We start from the raw sequence: 21,701 nt of genomic DNA on the forward strand, positions 1-21,701 counted from the left end.
GCCCCGAGAATGCCGGGCCCACCCTGCCAGCAGCTGTGCATACGACGCGGCCGACCGGACAACCGGTCGGCCGCGTCGTTGTCTATGAGCCGGAAGCCGCGCGTCGCCGACCGAGATCGTTGCCGCGGGCCGCGGGGTGTGTGTGCCGGATACGGCACCGGGCCGTCTGCGAGGCGCTGTACACAGCCTCGGAGACGGCCCGGTGCCGACATCTGATGACGCCCCGGCCGCAACTGGGCGCGGCCGGGAGCCCGGTATCAGGCGGCGGGGTGGTCGATCGGTTCCTCGCTGTTCTTCGGCGCATTACCGTTCGCCCGTCCCGACCGGTACCGCTTGAACACCTCCCACACGATGGGCAGCACCGAAACCGCCACGATCAGCAGGAAGATGATGTCGATGTTGTCGCGTACGAACTCGATCTGCCCCAGCAGATAACCGAGCATCGTCACACCCGCGCCCCACAGCACACCGCCGAGCACGTTGTAGGTGAGGAACACCGAGTACTTCATCTTCGCCGCGCCCGCGACCAGTGGAGCGTAGGTGCGCACGATGGGTACGAACCGGGCCAGCACGATGGTGATCGGCCCGTGCTTCTCGAAGAATGCATGCGATTCGTCGATGTAGGCCTTCTTGAAGATCTTGGCGTCGTTGTTCTTGAACAACGCCGTTCCGCCCCGTGAGCCGATCAGGTATCCGACCTGGTCGCCGGCGATCGCCGCAATCGGAATCAGAACGAGTAGCACCCCGATCGGTGCGAAGGGTTCGATTTCGGTTGATTTGGATGCGGCGATGAGCCCCGCGGTGAACAGCAGCGAATCACCCGGCAGCAGGGGAAACAGCAGGCCCGATTCGATGAACACCACAAGGAGTAGGCCCAGCAACACCCAGGTGCCGAACGAATTGAGCAGATTGACCGGATCGAGGAAACCCGGCATCAGGGCAAGTTCGGTGGTGGCCGCTGCGGCGGCTGAGTAACTCACCCAGCCGAAGATACCGCAGAAGAATACGCTCCCTGTTTCCGGATTGCCCGTTTCGGGCGGTTATCGCGGAACGATAGCCGGATTCAATGTCTGCCGGTGCTTTCCTGTAGCGTCGCCTCGATCTCGGCGACGCGCCGGGCCGGGATACCCCAAGGGTCCGCAAGCCCGAGCCGGGAGTCCAGATCCCACAGTACGCATTCCTCGCCGGGCTGCGCGACCAGCGACCATGCCACCACGGTCCGGCCGAGTTGACCGGCCATATCGGCCGGCTCCGAACCGGCCGGTTCCGCGCCCTCCGGATGGTGGTGCAGGAACTGTCCGTAGGCGCGTTCGCAGAAATCGGCATACCGGCGCGTGCACAGGATGAAACCGTGCCAGGCTTCGTCGACCGCGCGGGACGGCATTCCGATGACCTGGTCGTCGGCCAGCGCCGGGCCGCAGCAGCGCAGCCATTGCCGTAAACCGGTGGCGACGAGCTCCCGCGGTTCCCATGGGCAGGTTTTGTAGACGGCCTCCGGGAGGTCGAGTGCGCGGACCGCGTGCTCCGCGGCGGCCTGCTCGATATTTCGGCGCCGGGGTCGGGTGAAGGTGAACACGCTGTCATTATCCGTCTGCACCGGGGTGGCTCGGCTCGGAAAGCAGTTTCGTGCCGCTGTCGGCTGTCAAGCCCTGCATTCGGATGAGACCGTGCGCCAACGCCGTTCGTCGGTACCGTGGAGTAATGGAACTGGTGCTGGGGTTTTTCGTCCTTCTGATGCTGGGGCTGCTCTGTGTCTCGGCGATCGTAGGAATCGTCGTCGCTGTCGGTAAGGCCGGTTCCGGCGGGCGGCGGGGCAACCGTGCGCGGCGGGGCGGGTATACCGCGGGCGGTACCTATTTCGTCGGCGACGGTGGTTCAGGTGGTTGGAGTTCGGGTGACGGCGGGTCGGATGGGGGAGGCGGAAGCAGCTGCGGGGGCGGCGGTGGCGGCGGCGGTGGCGGTTGTGGTGGCGGGGGTGGTGGAGGCGGGGGTGGCTGATCGAAATGACGGGCACTACCGCGTCCGAAATGGCTGTAACCAATAGTTGCGTGTAATATTCGACGGGACCCTAGGGGGTGTGTACGGGCTTTCTGTAGGGCCCTCGAAACCCGTTGTGGCCCTGGAGGCTTTGATTCGGCCGTTGTGCGCCACGCCGGGAATTATATCAATTTGATATAGGGTGGAAACGCGCTTTTCCACAGAATGTCGGCCAGCCTCTGATTGTGTCTCAAATTATCCGGCCCACACTCGATGTTCATGAAGAATTTCGGATAACTTTCGAATCCGCTTCCGAATCAACGTAATTCATGAACAGGCATAGACCATTCTCGGATGCAGCGTTCACCCGCCACCGTTACTGTGCGTGCCGTGGTTACCGCATTGGTAGTACTCGCAATCCTGATTCTCGTTGCCTCCGTAGTCCATCTCGCCAGCCGGCCACCGGAGGAACTCGTTTCGCGCAGACAGCGGGTGCGGGCCGGATCGGATACCTACTCCGACTGATTCGCCACCGCGGGCGAAAGCACCACCACCGCAATCGGACGCCGGGTCTTCTTCTGATACTCGCTGTACCGGCCCTTGTTCACCGCGTCCACCAACCCCCAGCGGCGCGCGTACTCCGGATCGCCGGGCAGAATCGCCCGAGCCACCACCGGAAACGCGCGCCGCCCCACTTGGATCTCACATTCCGGCCGCGCCTTCACATTCGCCAGCCACCCCGGCGGCCGCGGCGACCCGCCGTTCGACGCGGTCACCAGAAAATCCGCGCCGTCCTTCGCGTAGGTCAAGGCCGAGGTCCGCGGTAATCCGGTCTTCCGTCCCACGGTCCGCAACAGCAGCGTCGGATTCCCGAACAGCAGCCGGTGTCCCACCAGCCCACCGCTCTTCTCGTATATCCACTGATGCGCCTGCAACGCCCGCACGAACAACCCTGCCACAAGCCCTCCTCCGCTCGGCAACATCCCCACCCTAACCACCCGCCGAGAACCGCACCCGGCCTGATTGGCCCCCGCCCAGCCAACCGGGTACCATCCCACACCTGCGGCCCCTGGTCGCGACGAGGGGCGGTAGCTCAGTCGGTTAGAGCCGTGGACTCATAATCCATTGGTCGTGGGTTCGAGCCCCACCCGCCCCACAAACGTCAGATCCGCACCGTCGCGTGGGCAGTCCTTGTTTGTCACGCCACACCCGGTTCCGCGTCACCCGTGTCAATGACAACTCGCTCCCAGGCGGTCCGTACTGCAGGTGGCAGTACGAGTTCGTTCCAGATGTCCGCGAGTAGAACGCCATCGATATAGGCGAGGATGTCGGCCGGTCCGCCTTCGCGTATCACAATTTCGTACACACGTGCGCGCTGGCGTCGGTCGCGCAGATTGTAACGGCGACCGCGGTCGGACCAGTTCAGGTGCAAGGGAAGTTCGATCGTCGCCAGGGCCTTCTCTGGGGCCAGCCGGGGGAGGGCTGTGGGTGTCATGATCGGGCGGCTACGAGTGCTGTCGGCTTCGACGAATTCGATCCTGGGTGTCAGTGCGAATTCGAAGCCGGCTTCTCCGATGATCCGGGCAGCGGTATGGAGGGTAGGTGACTTCTGGCCTCGTTCGTAGGAGGAGAGTGTGGGCTGGGATGAGCCGGCCACTTCGGCCAGCACGGCCTGCGACAGGCCGGCGGCTTCGCGGGCTTGCATGAGAAGACGCTCTACAGCCATCTGCCTAGTATATCCGTTCGGATATTACGGGAGGAAGTCATGAATTCGTCGAAGGATGTCGTGTCGGTACGTCCGATGGTTCGAGCGGACCTCGACGGCGCCGACGAAATCTGCCGGATTGCCTTCGGTACCGCCCTCGGCGTACGCGACCCGAGTACGACCTTCGGATCCGCCGAGCTGGTCCGTACTCGCTGGGCGGCAAACCCGGACGCCGCTTTCGCGGCTGATATCGGCGGCCGGCTCGGGGGATCGAACTTCGCCGCGCACTGGGGCAGCGTCGGGTATTTCGGACCGCTGACCGTGCGCCCGGATCTGTGGGACCAGGGCATCGGCCGGCACCTGATGGACCCGATCATGGAGTGCTTCGAAACGTGGAATACCCGCCATGCAGGCCTGTTCACGTTTCCGGACAGTCCGAAGCATCTGGAGTTGTATCGCCGGTACGGGTTCTGGCCTCGATTCCTCACGGCCGTGATGGGCAAACCCGTGGCCGATCCGCGCGGCACACCGCCGCCGACATACGCAACGGTTGACGCCGCGCAACGCCCCGAGTACCTGGCGTCGTGCCGGTCGCTGACCGACACCGTGTACGAGGGATTGGACCTCGAAGGCGAGATCCTATCCGTACACGCGCAGGGTATCGGCGACACCGTTCTACTCGAGGGCGCCGCCGGGCTCGACGGCCTCGCCGTCTGTCACCTCGGCCCGGGCTCCGAGGCGGGCGCCGCCGTCTGTTACGTCAAGTTCGGGGCCGTCCGCCCGGGCCGCGACGCCGCGAACCGCTTCGAACGCCTCCTCGACGCCTGCGAGCAACTCGCCGCCACCCGTGGACTCGAACGCGTCGACGCCGGGGTGAACCTGGCCCGCGCCGACGCCTACGGACACATGATCGACCGCGGATACCGCACCGGGTTGCAGGGCGTGGCCATGCATCGTCCCAACGAATCCGGCTACAACCGTGCCGACACGTACGTGATCGACGACTGGCGCTGAGCGTGGCGGATGCTCAGCGTGACGATTGCACCAGTCCTTCCTGGACGTAATCCCGGCATGTTCGCCGGCGAAAGCGGCTTCCAGCGCGGGAATATTTCTCTACCTGATTGCGAAGTTCAGCGGCCCTGGATTCCAGACCCCGGAACGGTGGACAGTTGTTGTGACGGGCAGTGCGGCCGTGGCTGTCGGGTCGTACGGAACGAGTCTGTGGATCTCACCCCAGTTGCGTTTCCAGTCATCGCGCAGATAGGAGGGCATGACCTCGGAGCGGGCCAGTAGTTCGGTGTAGCCGAGCGGCCCACCCGAAGCATGGCTCTGCCAGTTCGTGGTCATGATGGCGGCCGAAAACTCCGGGGTGATGCGGTATTCGGGCGTTTCGGCGATCCCGTATCTGTGCCGCATCGGTTGCTGGCACGGGAACTGCAGGCCGACGAGCCAGTCCATCAATACCGGGCTGGTGTGTCCTACCAGTGAGTCGAGCGTCTGTAGTTGCGGCACGCGGGGTGGTGTCACGGCCAGCCACTGTGTCGGGTCCGAACTGTCGACGGAGGCGACCAGGCGGACTGCATCGGCCTGGTCGGGCAACTGTTCGAGCGGGATCCGGAGGTTTCTCCAGGACGGTTGGAGCACGTTCACATCGTCGGGCGTGATCTGGCCGAGCGTTTGGACGCCCCGGTCTCCGGCGACACCGTATTCGATGTAGAGACGCTGTCCGCTGACCGGAAGGCCATCGAGGTCGGTCGAGGCGATTCGGCCTGCGGCGGCGATGGCGATGATCTCGCCGCGCCCACCGTCCGGTAGGACGTACCACCCGGATACGAGGTTCTTCTTCGGTCCCGGGTTGCCGTAGGTCCCGAGCATCGGAGTGGTTGCGGGGTCCAGGCCGAACGGCAGGGGAACGGTGCTGCCGTTGATGCCCGCTCGGACGACGCCACCGGTTCCGACGCTGGTGGCGGTATCGGAGCTGGTTGTTGTGCCGGTGCTGCCCAGCGATTGACCGACCGAAGCGGCCGCGGCGTCCGACGCGTCGGGAAGCAGGTCGTCGAAATTTGTTCCGTTGGGGGTGAACCCTTCATTGCCTCCGGCGCCGAGCGCCGTGGCTGGGTCGCTGGAAAGGGGTTGTAGGACCCCGCCGTTGGGATCGGGCTCCACCAGTACGTCGTTCGCCAGGCCGCAAGGGTACCCGGCGAGTGCGGAGAGGTTCGATTTCGCGATCGAGTACGCCGGGTACTGGTCTGCGGCCGCTTTTGCGAACGACGCCACCTGGAATGTCACCACAAGGGCTACTGCCAGCGTGAACGCGGGGATTCGCCTGCGGACCGGTCCCTCGGCACGGCGGAACGGTTCGCGGATATGGAACCAGCCCGCGGCCACAACGGTGAGCAGGGACAGGGCGAGCAGCACGGTGCCCACCGGGATACCGGCGATCGAAATCGGCTTGTCCCACCACGGGATTCCGTAGCTGGCCACATACCACCAGCTGTTCGAGCTGGCGAACGACATCGCCAGTACCCCGAGCACTGCCGCAGCGAACAATGTCCGGTTGCGCCGGGATCGCAGTACTCGGGGGCCCGCCGCGACCGCGGCAACCACCGCCACCGCGCCCGCCAGTCCGGCGAAAACACCGAGGTGATGAGTGAATTTCGTGGGAGAGAACATCATCAACGGAATCGCGGCGATTGTGGTGCCCACGATCCGCCGCGCCGGTCCCGCGGCCAGTCCGGGAATCCTGCCGCTGTGCCGGAACAACGCCAGAACCGATACTGCGAGAGCCGAGAACATGGCGAGCATGGCGAATCGTCGCGCCAGTGAGCCGTCGGGCATTGCCTGGAAAAGGTTCTGGTAGACGAGATATTCGTCGTGCCAGGGCATATTCGGGCCGACCACCTTGTGTGCCTCGTACATCGCGGTGACAGAGGCAATCGGCTGACCGGCGAAAGCGATTGTGAGCACTGCCGTACCGGTGGCAAGTGCGGGCGCGATCAGGGCCGCATAGCCGAAACTGCGGGCCCGGTCGACGATGATCCGGGTCAGCGGGCGAGCCCCCGCAAGGAGTGCCGCGAAACAGATCAGACCACACGGGTTGGTGACCACGGCCAGCGCGGCGGGTATCAATGCCAGCGCAGCCGGTGTCAGCCGCCGGGTTGCCAGCGCGCGTTCCATCGATACCCAGGTCAGCAACACCCCGAGGGCTATCGCGGGCTCTGGGCGCAGACCGTTGTTGTAAGGCAACCAGAACGCCAGGAACAGCAGGCCGCCCGCCCATACTGCGGCCCGCTCTGTCCGCGCCGCAACCCCGAGGCGCGGCACCACTTCGCGGCTGATGAGTAGCCAGCACACGACCGCGATGATCAGTTCCGGTAGCCGGACCACGATGCTCGCGGTCGATATCTGTGCTAGCCATCCGAACAGGTAGTCATAGGGGATGCCGATCGGGGTCTCGGGCACTCCGAAATAGGCGAAATAGTTCGCCAAATAGCCTGCGTGCTCGGCGGTTCGGGCCATGCCGAGGATGTAGCCGTCGTCGGCGGTGCCCGCACCGATGAAGTACCACAGCACCAAGATTCCGAGAATCACGCCGTCGATCGGGCGCGGTCGCCACCAGCGCCGCGTCAGCACCCGCCGGTTTCGGCGGTTGTCGGAACCGTCGAGCCGGTGCAGGGCCCACAATGCCAGCGCGGTGGCGAGCAGGGCGGCGACGATTGTTCCCTGCTTCGAGACCGTCGGCGAGGTCGTGAACCGGGAGTCGATCCGCGCATCAGCGTGCACGCCCGCCGCTGCGGGGTCGGCGAGATCGGTGAAGAACCCGACCAACTGCGGGCGATGATCGCCGTGCAGCACCACGGGCTCGCCTACGCCTGTGTCCACGCTGGTGCGGGTGCTGTCGGAGGTGACCGCCACCCGGCAATCAGCAGGTAGCTCGGTCGTCGGAGTGTCGAGCAGAGTCCGGTCGCGAAGCACGATCTGTAACCGGCCACCGTTCTGGGCCGGTGTGACCACGGCGTTCAGGCCGTAATGCCAGGCCTGACCGGACTGCGGCGGGATCGTCGACAGCAGGTTTCCGCCGGCCGCACCGAGACTCGCCGCGGCCGAACACGGCACGACGATGGTCATATCGGCCGGCGAGTAGGACACCAGCGGTGCCGTGACGCTGCTCGATCGGCCGGGCTGCGGCCACGACAACGACGCCTGCTCCTGATTCACCGGTAGGAACGGCACAAGCACGGCCAGGGCTGCACCGATGAGACCGGCTACGACAGCAATACGACGCCACCGCCGATAAGGCTGCGCCGGATCGTCTGCAGTGACGCGGACAGGTAGGCGTTCGCGGGTGCGAGTCAGTGTCATGGCCGGCCCCGGCCGATCGCCGTTCTGAATCCCACAGCACTCTGCTCGCAGTGCAGCGAGCTGTGATCGTGTCTGCTCACCTGGGAAGGTCTAGTTGAAACACTTGTTACAGTCAAGCTATGGCAGGCCGACCCGACTCGAAGAAACGCGAAATGATGCTGAACCAGGCTTGCGAAATACTGTCCCGCAGCGGCGTCGTCGATACCTCCCTGCGGTCGCTTGCCGCACAGATGGGCACCAGCGGACGGATGCTGATCTACTACTTCGGTTCGAAGGAAAAGCTGATTCTCGAAGTCATAGAGCACGAACAGCGCCGGGCCGCGCCGGACCCCGGAGTCTCCTCCTCGGCCGCTGACCTACGCGCCTACATTCTGGCCGACTGGGATTCGATCACCCGTGGGGAAAAGCACGTCAGCGTACGGATTCTGGAGCAAGTTTTCGGCGCCGCCTGTGCCCAGGAAAGCCCCTACGCCCATTACACCGCACAAACTCTGGACCGGCTGATCGGCAACTTCGAAGCACGTCTGGTCGCCATCGGAATGCCCGGCGATATCGCCGCCACCCGTGCGGTTGTCGGGCTCACCGCGCTCCAGGGATATCTCATGCGATACTTCACGGCCGCGGATCCGGCCGCGGTCGATCGCGACTTTCTCCGCTTCGTGGACGATGTCATTCTTGCGCCGTTCTGAGGGGAACTGCTCAACTCCCCTCGCGGGGTAGCCGGTTTCGCAGGCGGACCGGTGACGGGGTAGCACGGCCGGGACAGAGTCGCGACGTCGAGAAACAACCCGAAAATGACTGGCGCTGAGCGTTGTTCCCGCGTGGGACCGGAATGCGTGCCGTCCGGCCCCACGCGGGTGCGCGTCAGCGCTTCATCAGGGCGAAGACTCCCCAGCCGAGATATTCACGCAGATAGCGCGTGTAGCTCGCCGGTTCTGTGTCGAGACCCTCCCGCACCTCGGGGGCCAGTTCGTCGTCCGGGTTCCGGTCGAGCCAGCGGCGCATGCTGAGCCACTGTGCCGCGGTGTACCGGTCCCAGCTGTCCTGGTCGGCGAGCATCATTTCCACGACGTCGTAGCCGAGACCCTGGAATTGCCCGATCAGGTCCGGGAGTTCCAGGTAGTCGGCGATGGCGGTGGCACGGCAGGCCTTGGCGGTCTCCTCGTCCGGAGGGGGCCGCCGCCAGTACGGCTCACCGATCAGCATCAGGCCGCCGGGGCGGAGGTTGCGATCGAGCAGTTCGATCGTTCCGGCGACACCGTTGCCGATCCACGTGGCGCCGACACAGGCGGCCAGATCGACGGGCTCGTCCGCGACGTGACCGGCGGCGTCACCGTGGACGAACTCGACCCGAGCGGCGACACCGAGTTCCGCAGCGCGGGCCTGGGCCTGCTCGGTGAAGACGGTGCTGATGTCGACCCCGGTACCGGTGATGCCGTGGTCCCGCGCCCAGGTGCACAGCATTTCGCCCGAGCCGCTGGCCAGGTCGAGTGCCCGCGTCCCTGGTGCGAGGTGGAGTGATTCGCCCAGGGCGGACAACTTGGATGGGGTCAGCGGGTTGTGGATGCGGTGGTTGTTTTCGCGGATGGTGAAGATGCGGGGGAGGTCCATGACCTGATTCCTTTCCGTCATGTCTCGTCAGATGCCGAACGCCGCCGGGTAGGCGATGGTCCCGCTGGGAATCGGCCGGGTGGTGTCCAAGGCCAGCGCCATCATTGCCTCGTCCGGGGCATCGAACGGTGCGTGGATTCCGAACCGTGAGGCCGGAGTGAAACCGAAACGTGGGTAGTACTCGGGGTGTCCGAGGACGACGACCAGGTTTTCGCCCATGGCTGCGGCCGAGTCGAGGGCTGCGTGGATCGCCGCGGAGCCCGCGCCCGTTCGCTGGTATTCGGGCCGGACCGCGCACGGCGCCAGTGCCAAGGCGGCTTCCTCGCCGACGCGGCAGCGTGTGAGCAGCGCATGCCCGACGACCTCGCCGGTGGCAGTGGTGGTGAGCATGGACAGCCCGTCGATCCACGCCTCGGGGTCGGCGCGCAGGGCGTCGACGATGTCGGCTTCCTCGGCGGTGGGGAAGGCGGCCAGTTCGACCGCGCGGACGGCCGGGATATCGCTGCGGGTTTCGGGACGAGTGGTCCAGGTGGTCATGGTTGTTCCGTTCTCGGTGGTGTGGTCGTAGGGGCGCAGGATGTAGGCGGCGTAGCGGTAGTCGCGGCCGTGCCGGTTGCGCATGGCGATTTCTGCTTGCAGTGCAGTGAGTGCCTCGCGCATCCCCGAGCGGTCCGCATCCATCAGACGCATTCGCGCGGTGAGCGGGGTGTAGTACTCCTGCCACCAGTCGCTCTCCGGTAGCGGCCAGTGCGCGTCCACTCGGTAGCCGGCCGCCCGTGCCGCGTCGGTGTTGCCGGCATGTGTCCGTAACCGGTAGGCAGCGTCCCAATAGGCCCGGACCTCGGCGTCGGGATCGGTACCGGTCCATTCGATTTCGGTGATCGCCAGGACACCTCCGGGTGCCAGCAGCCGCCGCCAAGCCCGAAGCGCCGTGTCGAAGCCGACGGTGTAGACCGAGCCTTCGGCCCAGATCACGTCGAAGCTGTGATCGGGGTGGGGCAGCCGGTCCATCGAATGGTTCACCACCGAGATCTGCCCGTCGAGTCCACGACGTGCCGCTTCGGCGACCAGTTCATCGAGGTAGGGCTGGTGGAGATCGACCGCGGTCACGATCGCGCCGGCCTCGGCGGCCAGCAGCAGGGCGGCGGCTCCTGGACCGCATCCGGCGTCCAGGATTCGAGGGCGTTCTGGAAGTGGTCCGGCGGCCGCGAGTAGCCGCAGTGTCGTAGCGTCCGAGCCCGGCCCTTGCCTGGCCAGGCCCTCGTGTAGTGCGAAGAGAGCTTCGATCACCGCGTCGGTGCCGATATTGGACGCGTCGGTGCCGGATGAAGAAGAAGACAACGTAGAAACCCTTGAACAGGGATCTCGGAGTGTGCCCAGCCACTGCGCACGGGCGTATGCCGACAGAGCGGAAGGCCGGATCAGTCCGGGATCCGGGAGATGAAGTGATCCCTGCGAGCAGGCCGAGCGGCTTCGGAATCCAGGGCAGGACTGTGGGCGGTTTCGGCCACGTCAGGGCCGCATACCGCCTCGATCAGGGGATGCCAGGGAATACGAAGGCAACGGACGTCGTCTCATAGACAGCCGTGAGGCACGGCGATGGAGACGACTACGCGATGCAGTCGGGCGCGCTCGGCGCGGGCCGGATCACAAAACACCTCTTCCAAGGGCGTAAAGCCCGAAACGGACGATCGGTCGCCCGGAACTCAAACACAAACCCGGAGCCGAGTCCAATCATTTACCGCAGTCGGCCTCGGCCCGATGCGGCAGGTCGATGCCATCGCCGCCGCCCGCGAGTGGTGGTGAATGGCGGACTCAGTGCCCGAACCTACGGGCCACCTCGTCCGTCAGGCAGAGGCGAGCCGGGCGCGCAGGAACGTGATCGTTTCGGTCACCAACTCCGCCACATCTTGATACCCCTCGAATCCATGTTCCGCCCCCGGGACGCTGCGGTAGGTAATTTCGGCCGCGACTGCGGTCATGCGCGCGTGCAGTCGCCGGCTCTGGCGCGCCGGCACGATCGTGTCCTGCTCACCGTGGACGAGTAGGCACGGTGGCACGCCGGGGCGTACATACGTGATAGGGCTGGCCTCGGCGCAGCGGTCCGGCATCTCCGAGGGCCAGCCGCCCAGCCAGGGCGAATACGGCAAGTCATCCTCCGTGCTTTCCATATCGAGAATGTCGGTGATCGGATACCACGCCGCCACGGCCCGAACATCGGTTCTGGTGAAGGCGGTCGTCAATGCGAGCAGACCTCCGGCTGAATCGCCCCAGATGCCGAGACGCCCGGCGTCGAGTCCGTACTCATCGGCATGCAGTCGCAAAAATTCCACGGCGGCCGCCGCATCCTCGAGTTGCGCAGGCCAAGTCGCTTCTTTACTGAGCCGGTAGTCGATCGAAGCGCAAGCCAATCCTGCCTCGAGCAGTCCGGTGAAGACCGCGCCGTCTGGGATCGTGCGATGCAGCCACCGCCGGTCTCCTGAATGGAACGATCCTCCATGAATCCACACCACCACCACGGGCGGGCGCTCCACGTCGTCGGGTACGTACAGATCCAGCAACAACGGCCTGAACCCGCGGATCACCGAATAGGTCACTTGCTCGTGAACCGCCACGGTCCACAGAGTAGGCGCGCATCGCGCGTGTGCGGTGCGTTCTGTCGCCGCATGCCTCGCTCTGGTGTACCGGGGCTCGGACTGGCGGGCTGCCACCGCGGGAGGCGGAGAGGCTGTGTGACAGCAACGTTGGAGCACCGGGTATGCGAGGATGATCGCGACTGAACTGGACGGCACCCGATGGCGGCGCAGTTCGCCGGGGTGAGGGGAGAACAAGTGAACACCAGTGACCGGGCAGCGGAGATCGCCCGGATCAACGCAGAGTTGGCCGAAATCCGTGGCTCGATCCGGTCCAGGGACGGCAGCGTACTCATCGAAACCGATGTAGCCGGCCGTATCACCAAGATCTGGCTGGCCGACTATGCCATGGACGACGGCCCGGACCATCTGGCAACGGTCATTGCCGATACGCACCGGCTTGCCTTGGCGGAGGCCATGGCAACGGCCGAGCGGACGTTCAACGGCACCGGTGAGCGTGCCACCACCGAGCAAAACCACGTGCGCTGATGACGAACCTCGACCCCGCCAAGATGCGGGCATTGGCCGGTGAACTGCGGGTGCACGCCACGAACATGAACGGCGTCGCACCGATCGCGAAGGCAAGCCGCGACGCCGCCCGAGCCGGAATGACCAACTCCGATCTCGCGGTCAAGATCGAGGAATCGCTCAAGGCCATGGACAGGGTGGTGCAGTACCACGCCGAGCCGGCAGACCTGGTTCGCCGATGAACTCGATCGGCAAGCGGCCTCATTCGAAGCTACCGATCAGGGTATCGCCGGCGACGTAGGCGGAGCTGGCAAAGGACTCGAAGAGATGGGACCGCGATGAGCCCGGATCCATTGACCATCGATCAAGTACTCGGGTGGCAGACTCATCACATTGCCGACACCGCCTTCAAACTCAAAGAAAGTTCGCAAACCGTCGATCGTGAAGCCGATTCGGCGTCGAAGAAGATCGACACGTCACAGGACTTCTTCGACAGTGAAGCCGTGCTGGGTCCGCACGAACCTTTCAATATCGAGGCCCATCGAGCGGCAACCGGGACAGAGTCGACCACGCTGGACGCTATCGCGGCAGTCGCGGGTTGGCATGGAAACTGGGACCGAATGATTGAGGTTTCCGAACATGCCACCACCGAAAAGCTTGTGACCTGGGCAGGTCCGGCCTCTGTATGTTGGGAGGGACTCACAAATGATGTCGTGTGGGCTGAGGGAACATCAGAGGGAGTTTATCTCTTCATGGATGGCGGAAACCCCGTACAGACCGTGCACTTCACTGGTCCTGACAAGCTCATTTTCATCGGAAAAAGACCTCCAGTAGTACTCCGCCACGACGTACTCACCCCGAACGGCAAGTATCTGCTCTCACCCGAATAGGGCATGAACCGGGTCGTAAACCCGCTCATGAACTATTGGAAGCTTTCGGGGACCGGCCGCCCGATCGGTTTGATCGTGCGGCCGGACGCAGCTTCTGTCAGTGCCGGAACCGTCCGGTGGCGAGGGCCGAAACAAATCCGTCCCATTCGGCCGGGCCGAAGGTCAGCGCCGGGCCGGCTGCGTTCTTCGAATCGCGCACGCCGACCGTCCCACCGCCGAGGAACGCGACCTCTACGCAGTTGTGCTGTCCGGAGCTGCGGCTGCTTTTGAACCAGTTTGCGGTGGAAAGGTTGGTCATCGGTTCCACTCCTTCAAGGCAGCGAGTACCAGATTTCTGGACTCGGTCTCCGAATGCGCAACTTGTCGCAGTCTTTCCGCAACCTCGGAATGTCGGGTAGCCGGGCGGGAACGGGCGTTCCGAACGTATCCTGCGGCGGACCTCGTTAGACAACCTCACCGAGCCGGGATCCGACGTTTCCGAAGAGGCCAGGTCCCAGCCATCGATCCTGCCACCGAGGTGACCGTTCCGAGGCGGTACGGGAGTCAGGCGGTGACACCGAGCCGCAAAGCGAGCGCGCGTGATTCGCGTTCGTTGAGCCGGCCGCCGTGCGTGACCAGTTCAGCCGCGAGCGAGCGTGCCAGCGGGTGGCATTTCATCGACTCTTCGCTTACGGCTGTGCCCGTGCGCAGCGCGCCGAGTGTGCCGAGCCAATCTCGCTGTTGGGCATATGCACGGGACAGTTCGAGCCACAGCCGCGACCGGCGGTCGATCGACGGCACGGCATCAGGGTCGACGGCACTTGCCGCGTCCAACGCGCCACCGGATTTTCGGAGGTCGACTTGTACGGAGACGGTGCTGATCTCGGTGTTTGCTACGCCGAACAGCGTCCAAGGGTGCGCTGCCCCAGTGGGAAGCGCACGTGCCATACCCATCGCGTGATCGATACCACGCAACGCGTCGCCTTCACGGCCGATCCGTGCTGCCGTTATCGCGCCGTGGAGTTGACAGGCGCCCCAGAGGGCTTGTGCGTCCTGGTTGCCGTCCAAATGGGGTTCGAGGAGCGCGACAGCTTCGGCCATGAGGCGGTAGGCGTCTTCCTCCCGGCCTGTCGACCGCCAGACGTTGCCGAGCACCCAGGATGCTGACGCCAGAGTTACCGGGTCGTCGGCGATTTCGGCGGCCGACATGCACCGGTCGGCGGCGAGCCACAGCAATGGTGCGTCGGCGACCCAGGCGAGAACCTGCTCGGATAGAGCGTAGGTACCCGACAGTGCCGCCGCGGCGGCGCGGCGGTCCGGTCCGTCGAGAGTGCGCAAGGCGCGGCGGCCGTCGCGGATCAGGTCGGGCAGCATCGCGCCCGCGTCGGCGCGAGGTGTCGCCGATGTATGCCACAGGCGCCAAGCGCGTCGGACCCGCGCGGCGAGTTCGACTGTGTCGACCGGCGACGGCGATGGGGTGAGGTCGACACCTTCTATCGCCGCGCGTATGTCGGGTACCACGGGATGTCCGGCACGGCGGGAGATGCCGACCAGCAGCTCGTGGTCGCCGGTGATCTCGGTGAGATCCCGCACGCCGAGGGTCTGGCCGATTCGTAACAGCATGTCGAGTGCCGGTGGATGCTGTAGACGGCCCTTCTCGACATCGCGTAACCAATCCTCGGACCGGCCGACAAGCCCGGCGACAACCGCGCGGGTTCGGCCGGTGCGGGTGCGAATGTTCTGGATGCGCTCGCCTATTGCGCGTGCGGCGAGTTCGTCAGGGGTCGGCATAGCGGCCTGCCTTCTTCGCGGGATAGGTCCGCTTCGCGGCTACCCCGGCCCCTCGGCTGGTGGGGTGCGATCCGCGAAGAGGTAATCCCCAGGATAGAGCCGCAGGTGGGGTCTCACCAGCGTCTCGGGTAGGGGGAATCCCCCTACCCGGCACAGTGGTTCGCCTCTACCGATGCGGTCGGTGCGTTGCGCGCAGGATTCGTCTCGCCACCGCTGCCGGGTCGGACCTCGAGCCCCCGGTGGCGGTGGCAGTCAGCGGCAGCAGGGGACAGACAGGGGACATTCGATGCGATACCGGCCGACCGCCCTCGGATATGTAGATCCGGACATCAGCAGGTCTATCGACTGGGACCGGGCCCAGGTTCAACGTCTGGCACGTCATCTCGGCTATCTGGTGATGTGGCACGACCTGGCCTCAGTGCTCCCGCTTCCGGACCAGGTGCGTGCAGCCGACGTGGACGCAGTCGTCATTCCCGGCCCGGATCATCTGGGCCCGTTGGAGCTGAACAGGGTTATGGGTATTGCCGATGTCGAAACGGTCCTGCCCCGTTTGTCGTTTGCCCGGTGGTCGATGGCAAGGGCCGGGCATTGATCGGGCTGGGCTTCGCGGTGGCGGTGGGACTGCCTCTGGCGGTGCTGGTCTGGGCTCTGGTGTGGCCAGTGGACGAGTGCGGGGGGCTGCCTGCACCGGACAGTGGCGGTTCAGCCGGGGCCGAGAAGCTGCACGAGCAGACGCTTCAGTTCGGCATTCGAGGCAGGATCGATCCGGAAATCGCGGTACTCCTGCCGGTACACGTAGCGGCCGTCGTCGCGCACATCGAACCAGCTCAGGTAGCCGGGCGGGAACGGGCGTTCCGCACGTATCCCGCGGCGGACCTCGATATGACCGGACCCTACGCGCGGTGCGCGCAGCAGGCGGCGCATCCGGTCGGGGGTCTGTGGTGTGGAACTGATCCACATGCCGTCGGTTTCCCGCATCCGGTCGATATCGTCGACCAGCGTAGGACCGGACCCCTTCGGGGCTTCGCCGAGTACGGCATCGACCATCATGGGGACAACCTTGGGTGTTCCCGCTCGAAGCACAATGGTGCCGCCGGTTCCGGCATCCGGTCCGGGCCGCTGCACCATGGCGATACCGACTGTGCCGTCGAGCGCGGCGTAGGCGCGCACGGGCTCGGTGCGCGAGCCGTACAGTGCGACCGTTGTTTCCGGATCAGCGGCTACTCGCAGGGCGGCGTCCAGGTCGGGGTCCGCATTCGTCGGGAGGCGTCGGTCGAGTTCGGCGGCGAGCCGGTCGTAGTCGGATTCCCACCGGACGGACGACACCACACTCAGCGGGAAGGGATATCTGTCCCGGCCGGTGACTCTCCAGACGTGCATGAACTCATCGGGGTTGAACTCCCATCTCACCGGTGATTGCCCTCGTCCGCCGGCTCGGCTGCCGCCGCATCGTCGCCGATTGCGGTCGGAACCGTCGGCTGCTCCGCACCGAGCAATTCCTCGCGGCGGTCGATGATCAGGTAATCCGGGGTCTGGCGATCCTGCTCGTCCTCACCCTTGCGTGCGCCGCCCGGAGGCATCATGCCCGGCATACCGGTCGTACCCATGGGCCTGCCTGCGCGGTTCGCGGCGGCGGCCGCCGGGGCGGCGCTGGGCGCTGTCGGAGATCCGGGTGCGCCGGGGGTGCCCGGGACGTTGCGTCCCGGCGCTTGCGGTGTTCCCGGACGTCCCGGGCTGCCAGGGGTGCTGGGAGTACCTGGCCGACCGGGTGTACCCGGATACGACGGAGCGCCGGGGGCGGCGGTGGTTCCGGTGGGTGTGCCGCGCTGGGGGTCGCCCGGGGTGGTCCCCGGAGTTGTTCCCGCCGGCGTCGTGCTCGGTTGCTGCGTGCTCGCGGCCGTGGTGGACTGCGGATCTTCGCCGGCGGGACCTGCCGGTTGGTCGCCGGCCGGGTTCTCGCCCGGCGGGCCTCCAGTGGTGGAGCCCGGCCCGGGCGCACCGGGTCCGGCAGTGGTTGTGTTGCCGGTGGGCCCCGGTCCGATTGGTCCGTCGCCCGGCGCGGAAACCGGAACGAAGGTCGGCACACCGTCACCCGCGGGCTGATATGTCGGTTTGTAGACCGAGTTCATCACCCCGATGGCGACCTGGCGTTGCTCTTCCTGCTGCCGCGCGAAATCGGCGTCCGCCGCCGGGGCTGCCGCGCCCACAATCGACGCCACCACCTGCTGGGTCTCGTCTGTCATCCCGTCGGTGGACACGGCACGCACAGGTGGGGGCGGCACCGACAGTTGCACTGCCTCGGCACCACCCGCCACCGAACCGATCCGGTACCCGACCGCAGAGACTGCGCGCTGCAAATTGTCGGCACCGTCGAAGAACGTGTCCGCGGCGGTCGCTGCGGCAGCCGCGAATTCACCACCGAACCCCTCCGACAGTGCTCTGTTCAGCGCGAGCCGGGAACCCACCACTTTGGCCGACAATCCGTTGGAGATATCGCGCCATGCCTTACCGAGCGCTGTGATGGCGCCGATATTCATGGCTCGCACGTCCTCGTAGATCTCCGCGTGCGAGAGACCTTCGAAATGTTCCATCGCGGTGATATACGACGGATCCTGCGAATCGTAGGTGATATGCCGCTGACTACTGGCAGCGCTGTCCCGACCCTGCTGGGCGAGGATCTTCGCTTCTTGGGTATCGATCTGTGTCTGCACGCCGTCGGGTTGGACACCGAGACCTGGCGCGAGTATTGGCAATCCGTCCCCGGGTGTATCGCTCACTGTTCAGTTCCCCTCCCCGATTTCCTGCTCTATGAGCGCGGCAGTCTTCTCGATCCCCGTGCACGGGTCGGCTTGCTGGATCCGACCCTCGAGATTCAGCCGTTGGTTGACAAACACGACGCCGGCGGCGGTCCGGATATTCACAGTGCAGGAGTCGTCCCGGTCGGGTTCCGTTCCGATGGTCGCCTCACGTCCGTTTACTGTGGTCGGTCGCTGCCACGAACCGTTCTTCTCTGTTTCTTCTTCCAGCGTCACGTTTCCGGACATCACCGAGACGTTGATGAGATCGGATTCGAATCGGCAGATCAGGAACGTCCACTCCGCAAGGAAGTCTTGTCCGCGCTTGCGGGTTGCGGAATCGAACCCCGCTTGTCGAATGGTGTCATCGTCGATCCAGGTACAAGGGTCGAACACCACGTCCGGCCGGTTCTTGTTGACATGCTGCCCTTCCTGAACGGGCGGCTGCAACCTCGGTGCCGTGAGCGTTGGCCGAGTAGGCGCCGTTGCCTCCATCGCGGAGGGAGCTGGCGATGCGGTCCCGGTGGTTTCGGACCCTGTCGAACACGCCGATACCACCACCATCGCCGCGAGTGCCGCGACAATGCCTCCGACATACCGCGTCATTCCGATACTCCTTCCCCGGTAGCCATCAACGCCCGGCGATTCATGTCGTCGGCTTCTTCGAACAGTTGGCCGGCACGCAGATAGGCCGCTGCCATCCGCAACGCCGCCTCCTGAAGACCGACCAGCGCTTCTGTCAGCTTCGCGCCTTTGCCTGCGAAGCCGGTTTGCAATTCGGTCGCGGATTCGAACCCGCCGAATCCCTCAGCCCGATGCGTCTCGTCGGCAGTCGTCAACTCGTCCTCGAGACTGTCGGCGAACTGCACGAACACATCCGCGCATTGCTTTGCCGCCCCCGAATCCATCCGGAATGTCCCGGCCCCCGCCTGCTCCCACAATGCGGCAGCCTGCCCCTGCCCGATATCCACCCGTATGCCCGCCCTTCCGTACGCCGACCCACTGTATCGGACGCACCGGTAGCGTTTCCGGTTCCACCGTGTGCCGTTCGGACGTGGCAATGAGACGTTGCACAGAGTCGAGAGCGGGTCCCGAGGGCAACGGACCCGATAAGCGCGCACGCTGCCCGAGTCGTTCCGGAGTGGCAAGTCGGTATGGAAGAGACGCCCCTGAGTACTGGCCGGTTGTCCTGGTTTCGGCCGGGGGCGGCGTATCCGCTCACACGGTGTTGTCGTCCCCGCGACGAGCGTTGCGGAGTCGGTTGCGCAGCGCCTGGACCTCTTCGTCGCCGATCGGGCCGTGCTCTGCTTCGGCCACCGTGATGAGTTCATCGAGGCTGTCTCGTTCGAGCCGCCGGACTTCGGCGGGGCCGTCATCTATGCGGAAGGCGAGGAGCCCCGCGATGCGGTTGCCCAGGCGCGCGAGGCGCGGAATGTCCGGTGTTGCCTTGCGGGGGTAGACGATCCGTGGGTCGCCTAGTGGCACAGTGGTCCGGCGGTGGTGCAGGATGGCTTCGCCTGCGGTGAGCACATTCCGAGCCCAGTCGGTTTCGCCGTGTAGCAGGAGTACCGCCATCACATTGGCCTTCCGAAACACGCGGACCGGGGTTTCGTACCGGTTGCCGGATTTTCGGCCGATATGTTCCACCACGGCGTAGCCCGGTAGTGAGGGTGCGAGTCGTCGCATCAACGGGTTGAGATAGCGGAAGCCGAGCCGATCGATCCATTTGGGAAAGAAGTACGGCAATGGACCTTCGGTGCTCGACATTTCGATCAGTTTAGGAAACCCGGGGCCGGTGGACATCCTTCTGTGGAAGTAAATCGAGAGCGATCCGTCCGGTCGCCGTAGCGTGGCGGCCCGGATCCTTCACCGACTGAACCAAGCTGTTACGGGCGCAGGCCGGCTACCGATTTCCGGCCGGTGACGAGCAGCAGCAGGTCGGCGATGGGGGCGGTTACCAGTGTCCCCGAACCTACGGACCAGTCCGTGTCGGTGGCGGTCAAGCGGTAGCCGGCGAGTGTACGGCGGGCGTGGAAAGGCCAGCCCATCTGCCAGACCCGGGCGGCGGACCAGCGGGCGGCGTCGATCGGCATTTCGCGGCGGATACCCAAGGGGGTCGCGATGTCGTGGCCGTGGACCAGGAGATCCATCAGGCGGTCCACGGCGTTGGTGGCTATCGGTTGGTGCCGGAGGGTGGTGATCGCACGGAGTTCGGTGAGCAGGGCTTCGGTGGAGTTGCGGTCGGCGTAGCGGACGGCGGTGCCGAAATTCATCCGGGCGATGCTGCCGCGCGCGAGCGCCGTCTGCCACAGCAGCCAGGGCAGCTTTGCCTGGGAGGTGAGAAGGATATGGGCGACCACATCGCGGACCCGCCAGCCTTCGCACAAGGATGGGTGGTTCCACTGTTCTGCGGTCAGTTCCTGTAATAGGTCGGCCAGGCCGGCGCGTTCGGCGGCTACGGCCGTCCAGGCGAGTTCTTCGGTAGTGGTGGTGACGTTCATCGGCGGGCCTCCTGTGCTGGATCGTTTCCGGTAGCGTAGGAATTCCAGTCGGGTGGAGGTTCCAGTGGTTGTGACCTACATCACTTCTAATGCGGTGGGTATCGGGGAAGCGTCCCGGCGCACCGGCGTCCCGGTGCGGACCATCCGTTTCTATTGCGACGAGGGGATCCTGGCGGCGCAGCGTACGAGCGGTGGGCACCGAATGTTCACACCGGAAGCGCTCGACCGGTTGGTGCTGGTGCGGCAACTGCGGGCAGTGGGGCTCGGGTTGGCCACGATCGCCGACGTGCTCGCGGGGGAGCGTGCTGTTCCGGAGGCTGTGAGGGTGGAGCGCGCCGCGGTGGAGGCCGATCTCGCTGCGCTGTCCTGGCGGCATGCGGTGCTGGTCGCGATCGAACAGGCCGATGACCCGCTGATGCTCACGGAACTGGCGGCAGTTGCCGAGCGTGGCGCTGTCCGCACCACCCTCATCGACTTCTGGCGGCGGGTCCTGGCTGCCATGCCGGCTTTGGCGTTCGACGATTTCGTCGAGATGGATATCCCGCGGCTACCCGCGGCGCCGGCACCGCGTCACGTGCTCCTGTTCGCCGAACTCGGGCAGCTGGCGCGATCAGCCGAGCTGATGCAGGTGACCTCCCGGCAGATCTGGGGAGCGGGGGAATCTGTGATACGGAACCGGCGAGCGTTCCTCGCCGACCTCGTGCCCGCCCACACCGCTGCGGCGCAGCGGATGATCGCCGACGACCCGCCGGAACCGGGGCCGGAACTGGACCTGTATATCGCCGCGCACGCGACAGCCCGCGGGCGGCGCGATACCGAGGGCTTCCGGCGCGAGCTGGCCCGCGGGGTCTCGATCACCGATCGCGCGACAGCACGCTACTGGACGCTCACCGCCGAAGCACTCGGCTCCGCTCACACCACCGGTGGTGTGCAGCGGTGGCTGGACACAGCTCTCTTGCGTTCGCTCGAGCCGAGCGGCGGCTGAGCGC

Annotated in this window: 24 protein-coding genes and 1 tRNA gene; 9 read left to right on the forward strand and 16 right to left on the reverse strand. The window is 65.5% G+C overall.

The features are described from left to right. Positions 1–257 precede the first annotated feature (257 nt). Both ON22_RS07535 and ON22_RS07540 read right to left on the reverse strand, forming a co-directional pair. Positions 258–935, reverse strand: coding sequence for a VTT domain-containing protein (locus ON22_RS07535; protein ID WP_174375566.1), 678 nt, complete (start codon positions 933–935; stop codon positions 258–260). A gap of 128 nt (positions 936–1,063) precedes the next feature. Continuing rightward, positions 1,064–1,576 carry a UCP032817 domain-containing protein gene (locus tag ON22_RS07540; protein WP_033245322.1) on the reverse strand — a complete coding sequence of 171 codons (513 nt, stop codon included), beginning with the start codon at positions 1,574–1,576 and terminating at the stop codon, positions 1,064–1,066. Between the two features lie 755 nt (positions 1,577–2,331). On the opposite strand from ON22_RS07540, the gene ON22_RS36585 reads away from it, so the two are divergent. Next, positions 2,332–2,502, forward strand: a complete 171-nt coding sequence (locus ON22_RS36585) for a hypothetical protein (protein WP_156052321.1) — start codon at positions 2,332–2,334, stop codon at positions 2,500–2,502. On the opposite strand, the gene ON22_RS07550 is transcribed toward ON22_RS36585, so the two are convergent. Continuing rightward, on the reverse strand, positions 2,490–2,936 hold the full coding sequence (locus tag ON22_RS07550; RefSeq protein ID WP_174375565.1) for a nitroreductase family deazaflavin-dependent oxidoreductase: 447 nt from the start codon (positions 2,934–2,936) through the stop codon (positions 2,490–2,492). The two genes, ON22_RS36585 and ON22_RS07550, sit on opposite strands and share 13 nt — an antisense overlap. Positions 2,937–3,059: 123 nt before the next feature. Between ON22_RS07550 and ON22_RS07555 the strand changes: the two genes are divergently transcribed. Next, positions 3,060–3,133 (forward strand) — tRNA-Ile (locus tag ON22_RS07555). Positions 3,134–3,175: 42 nt separating this feature from the next. Here ON22_RS07555 and ON22_RS07560 read toward each other — a convergent pair. After that, positions 3,176–3,703: a helix-turn-helix transcriptional regulator gene (locus ON22_RS07560; RefSeq protein ID WP_033244867.1), complete on the reverse strand. Its 528-nt coding sequence runs from the start codon at positions 3,701–3,703 to the stop codon at positions 3,176–3,178. Here ON22_RS07560 and ON22_RS07565 point away from each other — a divergent pair. Then, positions 3,677–4,696 carry a GNAT family N-acetyltransferase gene (locus ON22_RS07565; protein ID WP_231508625.1) on the forward strand — a complete coding sequence of 340 codons (1,020 nt, stop codon included), beginning with the start codon at positions 3,677–3,679 and terminating at the stop codon, positions 4,694–4,696. The two genes, ON22_RS07560 and ON22_RS07565, sit on opposite strands and share 27 nt — an antisense overlap. Positions 4,697–4,795: 99 nt before the next feature. On the opposite strand, the gene ON22_RS07570 is transcribed toward ON22_RS07565, so the two are convergent. Continuing rightward, positions 4,796–8,044 carry an arabinosyltransferase domain-containing protein gene (locus ON22_RS07570; protein ID WP_081595402.1) on the reverse strand — a complete coding sequence of 1,083 codons (3,249 nt, stop codon included), beginning with the start codon at positions 8,042–8,044 and terminating at the stop codon, positions 4,796–4,798. 119 nt (positions 8,045–8,163) lie between these two features. On the opposite strand from ON22_RS07570, the gene ON22_RS07575 reads away from it, so the two are divergent. After that, positions 8,164–8,733: a TetR/AcrR family transcriptional regulator gene (locus ON22_RS07575; protein ID WP_051157278.1), complete on the forward strand. Its 570-nt coding sequence runs from the start codon at positions 8,164–8,166 to the stop codon at positions 8,731–8,733. 175 nt (positions 8,734–8,908) lie between these two features. Here ON22_RS07575 and ON22_RS07580 read toward each other — a convergent pair whose 3' ends face one another. The 3 genes from ON22_RS07580 to ON22_RS36590 form a co-directional block, all read right to left on the reverse strand. Further along, positions 8,909–9,655, reverse strand: coding sequence for an SAM-dependent methyltransferase (locus ON22_RS07580; RefSeq protein ID WP_033244870.1), 747 nt, complete (start codon positions 9,653–9,655; stop codon positions 8,909–8,911). Between the two features lie 27 nt (positions 9,656–9,682). Beyond that, positions 9,683–10,996, reverse strand: a complete 1,314-nt coding sequence (locus ON22_RS38410) for a bifunctional class I SAM-dependent methyltransferase/N-acetyltransferase (protein WP_197039677.1) — start codon at positions 10,994–10,996, stop codon at positions 9,683–9,685. Between the two features lie 506 nt (positions 10,997–11,502). Continuing rightward, positions 11,503–12,270, reverse strand: a complete 768-nt coding sequence (locus ON22_RS36590; RefSeq protein WP_051157279.1) for an alpha/beta hydrolase — start codon at positions 12,268–12,270, stop codon at positions 11,503–11,505. Between the two features lie 180 nt (positions 12,271–12,450). Between ON22_RS36590 and ON22_RS36595 the strand changes: the two genes are divergently transcribed. The 3 genes from ON22_RS36595 (at position 12,451) to ON22_RS07605 (ending at position 13,646) form a co-directional block, all read left to right on the forward strand. After that, a complete protein-coding gene (locus tag ON22_RS36595; RefSeq protein WP_043739921.1) occupies positions 12,451–12,777 on the forward strand; it encodes a YbaB/EbfC family nucleoid-associated protein in 327 nt (108 codons plus the stop codon). After that, on the forward strand, positions 12,777–12,998 hold the full coding sequence (locus ON22_RS07600) for a hypothetical protein (protein WP_033244872.1): 222 nt from the start codon (positions 12,777–12,779) through the stop codon (positions 12,996–12,998). The genes ON22_RS36595 and ON22_RS07600 overlap by 1 nt, the downstream gene beginning before the upstream one ends. A gap of 111 nt (positions 12,999–13,109) precedes the next feature. Beyond that, entirely contained in the window at positions 13,110–13,646 is a 537-nt protein-coding gene (locus ON22_RS07605) for a hypothetical protein (protein ID WP_033244873.1), read from the forward strand. Between the two features lie 97 nt (positions 13,647–13,743). Here the strand turns inward: ON22_RS07605 and ON22_RS07610 are convergent, their stop codons facing one another. Both ON22_RS07610 and ON22_RS07615 read right to left on the reverse strand, forming a co-directional pair. Beyond that, positions 13,744–13,944, reverse strand: a complete 201-nt coding sequence (locus ON22_RS07610) for a DUF397 domain-containing protein (RefSeq protein ID WP_033245327.1) — start codon at positions 13,942–13,944, stop codon at positions 13,744–13,746. A 245-nt stretch (positions 13,945–14,189) separates the two neighbouring features. Continuing rightward, the gene (locus ON22_RS07615; RefSeq protein ID WP_033244874.1) at positions 14,190–15,416 is read right to left on the reverse strand and encodes a helix-turn-helix domain-containing protein; all 1,227 of its coding nucleotides are present in this window, start codon (positions 15,414–15,416) and stop codon (positions 14,190–14,192) included. Between the two features lie 286 nt (positions 15,417–15,702). On the opposite strand from ON22_RS07615, the gene ON22_RS07620 reads away from it, so the two are divergent. Beyond that, a complete protein-coding gene (locus ON22_RS07620; RefSeq protein WP_033244875.1) occupies positions 15,703–16,008 on the forward strand; it encodes a hypothetical protein in 306 nt (101 codons plus the stop codon). A 110-nt stretch (positions 16,009–16,118) separates the two neighbouring features. Here the strand turns inward: ON22_RS07620 and ON22_RS07625 are convergent, their stop codons facing one another. The 6 genes from ON22_RS07625 to ON22_RS07655 all read right to left on the reverse strand — a co-directional run bounded on the left by ON22_RS07625 (position 16,119) and on the right by ON22_RS07655 (position 20,712). Then, positions 16,119–16,796 (reverse strand): ESX secretion-associated protein EspG, encoded by a 678-nt coding sequence (locus ON22_RS07625; protein WP_033244876.1) that lies wholly within the window; start codon positions 16,794–16,796, stop codon positions 16,119–16,121. A gap of 26 nt (positions 16,797–16,822) precedes the next feature. Further along, positions 16,823–18,193, reverse strand: coding sequence for a hypothetical protein (locus ON22_RS37505; protein ID WP_156052324.1), 1,371 nt, complete (start codon positions 18,191–18,193; stop codon positions 16,823–16,825). 3 nt (positions 18,194–18,196) lie between these two features. Beyond that, positions 18,197–18,817 (reverse strand): DUF3558 domain-containing protein, encoded by a 621-nt coding sequence (locus ON22_RS34460; protein ID WP_081595405.1) that lies wholly within the window; start codon positions 18,815–18,817, stop codon positions 18,197–18,199. Beyond that, positions 18,814–19,086 (reverse strand): hypothetical protein, encoded by a 273-nt coding sequence (locus tag ON22_RS07645; RefSeq protein ID WP_169332457.1) that lies wholly within the window; start codon positions 19,084–19,086, stop codon positions 18,814–18,816. The genes ON22_RS34460 and ON22_RS07645 overlap by 4 nt, the downstream gene beginning before the upstream one ends. Positions 19,087–19,429: 343 nt before the next feature. Beyond that, positions 19,430–19,978, reverse strand: coding sequence for a nitroreductase family deazaflavin-dependent oxidoreductase (locus ON22_RS34465; RefSeq protein ID WP_157170403.1), 549 nt, complete (start codon positions 19,976–19,978; stop codon positions 19,430–19,432). Between the two features lie 119 nt (positions 19,979–20,097). Beyond that, positions 20,098–20,712 carry a maleylpyruvate isomerase family mycothiol-dependent enzyme gene (locus ON22_RS07655; RefSeq protein ID WP_033244880.1) on the reverse strand — a complete coding sequence of 205 codons (615 nt, stop codon included), beginning with the start codon at positions 20,710–20,712 and terminating at the stop codon, positions 20,098–20,100. Between the two features lie 64 nt (positions 20,713–20,776). Between ON22_RS07655 and ON22_RS07660 the strand changes: the two genes are divergently transcribed. After that, the gene (locus ON22_RS07660; protein WP_051157284.1) at positions 20,777–21,697 is read left to right on the forward strand and encodes a MerR family transcriptional regulator; all 921 of its coding nucleotides are present in this window, start codon (positions 20,777–20,779) and stop codon (positions 21,695–21,697) included. Positions 21,698–21,701: the final 4 nt, after the last annotated feature.

Origin of the sequence: Nocardia carnea NBRC 14403 (assembly GCF_000308515.1) — a bacterium.
In the GTDB taxonomy this organism is placed as follows: domain Bacteria; phylum Actinomycetota; class Actinomycetes; order Mycobacteriales; family Mycobacteriaceae; genus Nocardia; species Nocardia carnea.

Bases quoted from the DNA above. Each gene is read 5' to 3' on its own strand.
- ON22_RS36595 (WP_043739921.1), top strand. From the start codon at position 12,451: ATGGCGGCGCAGTTCGCCGGGGTGAGGGGAGAACAAGTGAACACCAGT.
- ON22_RS07615 (WP_033244874.1), bottom strand. From the start codon at position 15,416: ATGCCGACCCCTGACGAACTCGCCGCACGCGCAATAGGCGAGCGCATC.
- ON22_RS34460 (WP_081595405.1), bottom strand. From the start codon at position 18,817: ATGACGCGGTATGTCGGAGGCATTGTCGCGGCACTCGCGGCGATGGTG.
- ON22_RS07580 (WP_033244870.1), bottom strand. From the start codon at position 9,655: ATGGACCTCCCCCGCATCTTCACCATCCGCGAAAACAACCACCGCATC.
- ON22_RS34465 (WP_157170403.1), bottom strand. From the start codon at position 19,978: ATGTCGAGCACCGAAGGTCCATTGCCGTACTTCTTTCCCAAATGGATC.
- ON22_RS07655 (WP_033244880.1), bottom strand. From the start codon at position 20,712: ATGAACGTCACCACCACTACCGAAGAACTCGCCTGGACGGCCGTAGCC.
- ON22_RS07575 (WP_051157278.1), top strand. From the start codon at position 8,164: ATGGCAGGCCGACCCGACTCGAAGAAACGCGAAATGATGCTGAACCAG.
- ON22_RS07600 (WP_033244872.1), top strand. From the start codon at position 12,777: ATGACGAACCTCGACCCCGCCAAGATGCGGGCATTGGCCGGTGAACTG.
- ON22_RS07620 (WP_033244875.1), top strand. From the start codon at position 15,703: ATGCGATACCGGCCGACCGCCCTCGGATATGTAGATCCGGACATCAGC.
- ON22_RS07560 (WP_033244867.1), bottom strand. From the start codon at position 3,703: ATGGCTGTAGAGCGTCTTCTCATGCAAGCCCGCGAAGCCGCCGGCCTG.
- ON22_RS36585 (WP_156052321.1), top strand. From the start codon at position 2,332: ATGCAGCGTTCACCCGCCACCGTTACTGTGCGTGCCGTGGTTACCGCA.
- ON22_RS07570 (WP_081595402.1), bottom strand. From the start codon at position 8,044: ATGACACTGACTCGCACCCGCGAACGCCTACCTGTCCGCGTCACTGCA.
- ON22_RS07535 (WP_174375566.1), bottom strand. From the start codon at position 935: ATGCCGGGTTTCCTCGATCCGGTCAATCTGCTCAATTCGTTCGGCACC.
- ON22_RS07625 (WP_033244876.1), bottom strand. From the start codon at position 16,796: ATGCACGTCTGGAGAGTCACCGGCCGGGACAGATATCCCTTCCCGCTG.
- ON22_RS07610 (WP_033245327.1), bottom strand. From the start codon at position 13,944: ATGACCAACCTTTCCACCGCAAACTGGTTCAAAAGCAGCCGCAGCTCC.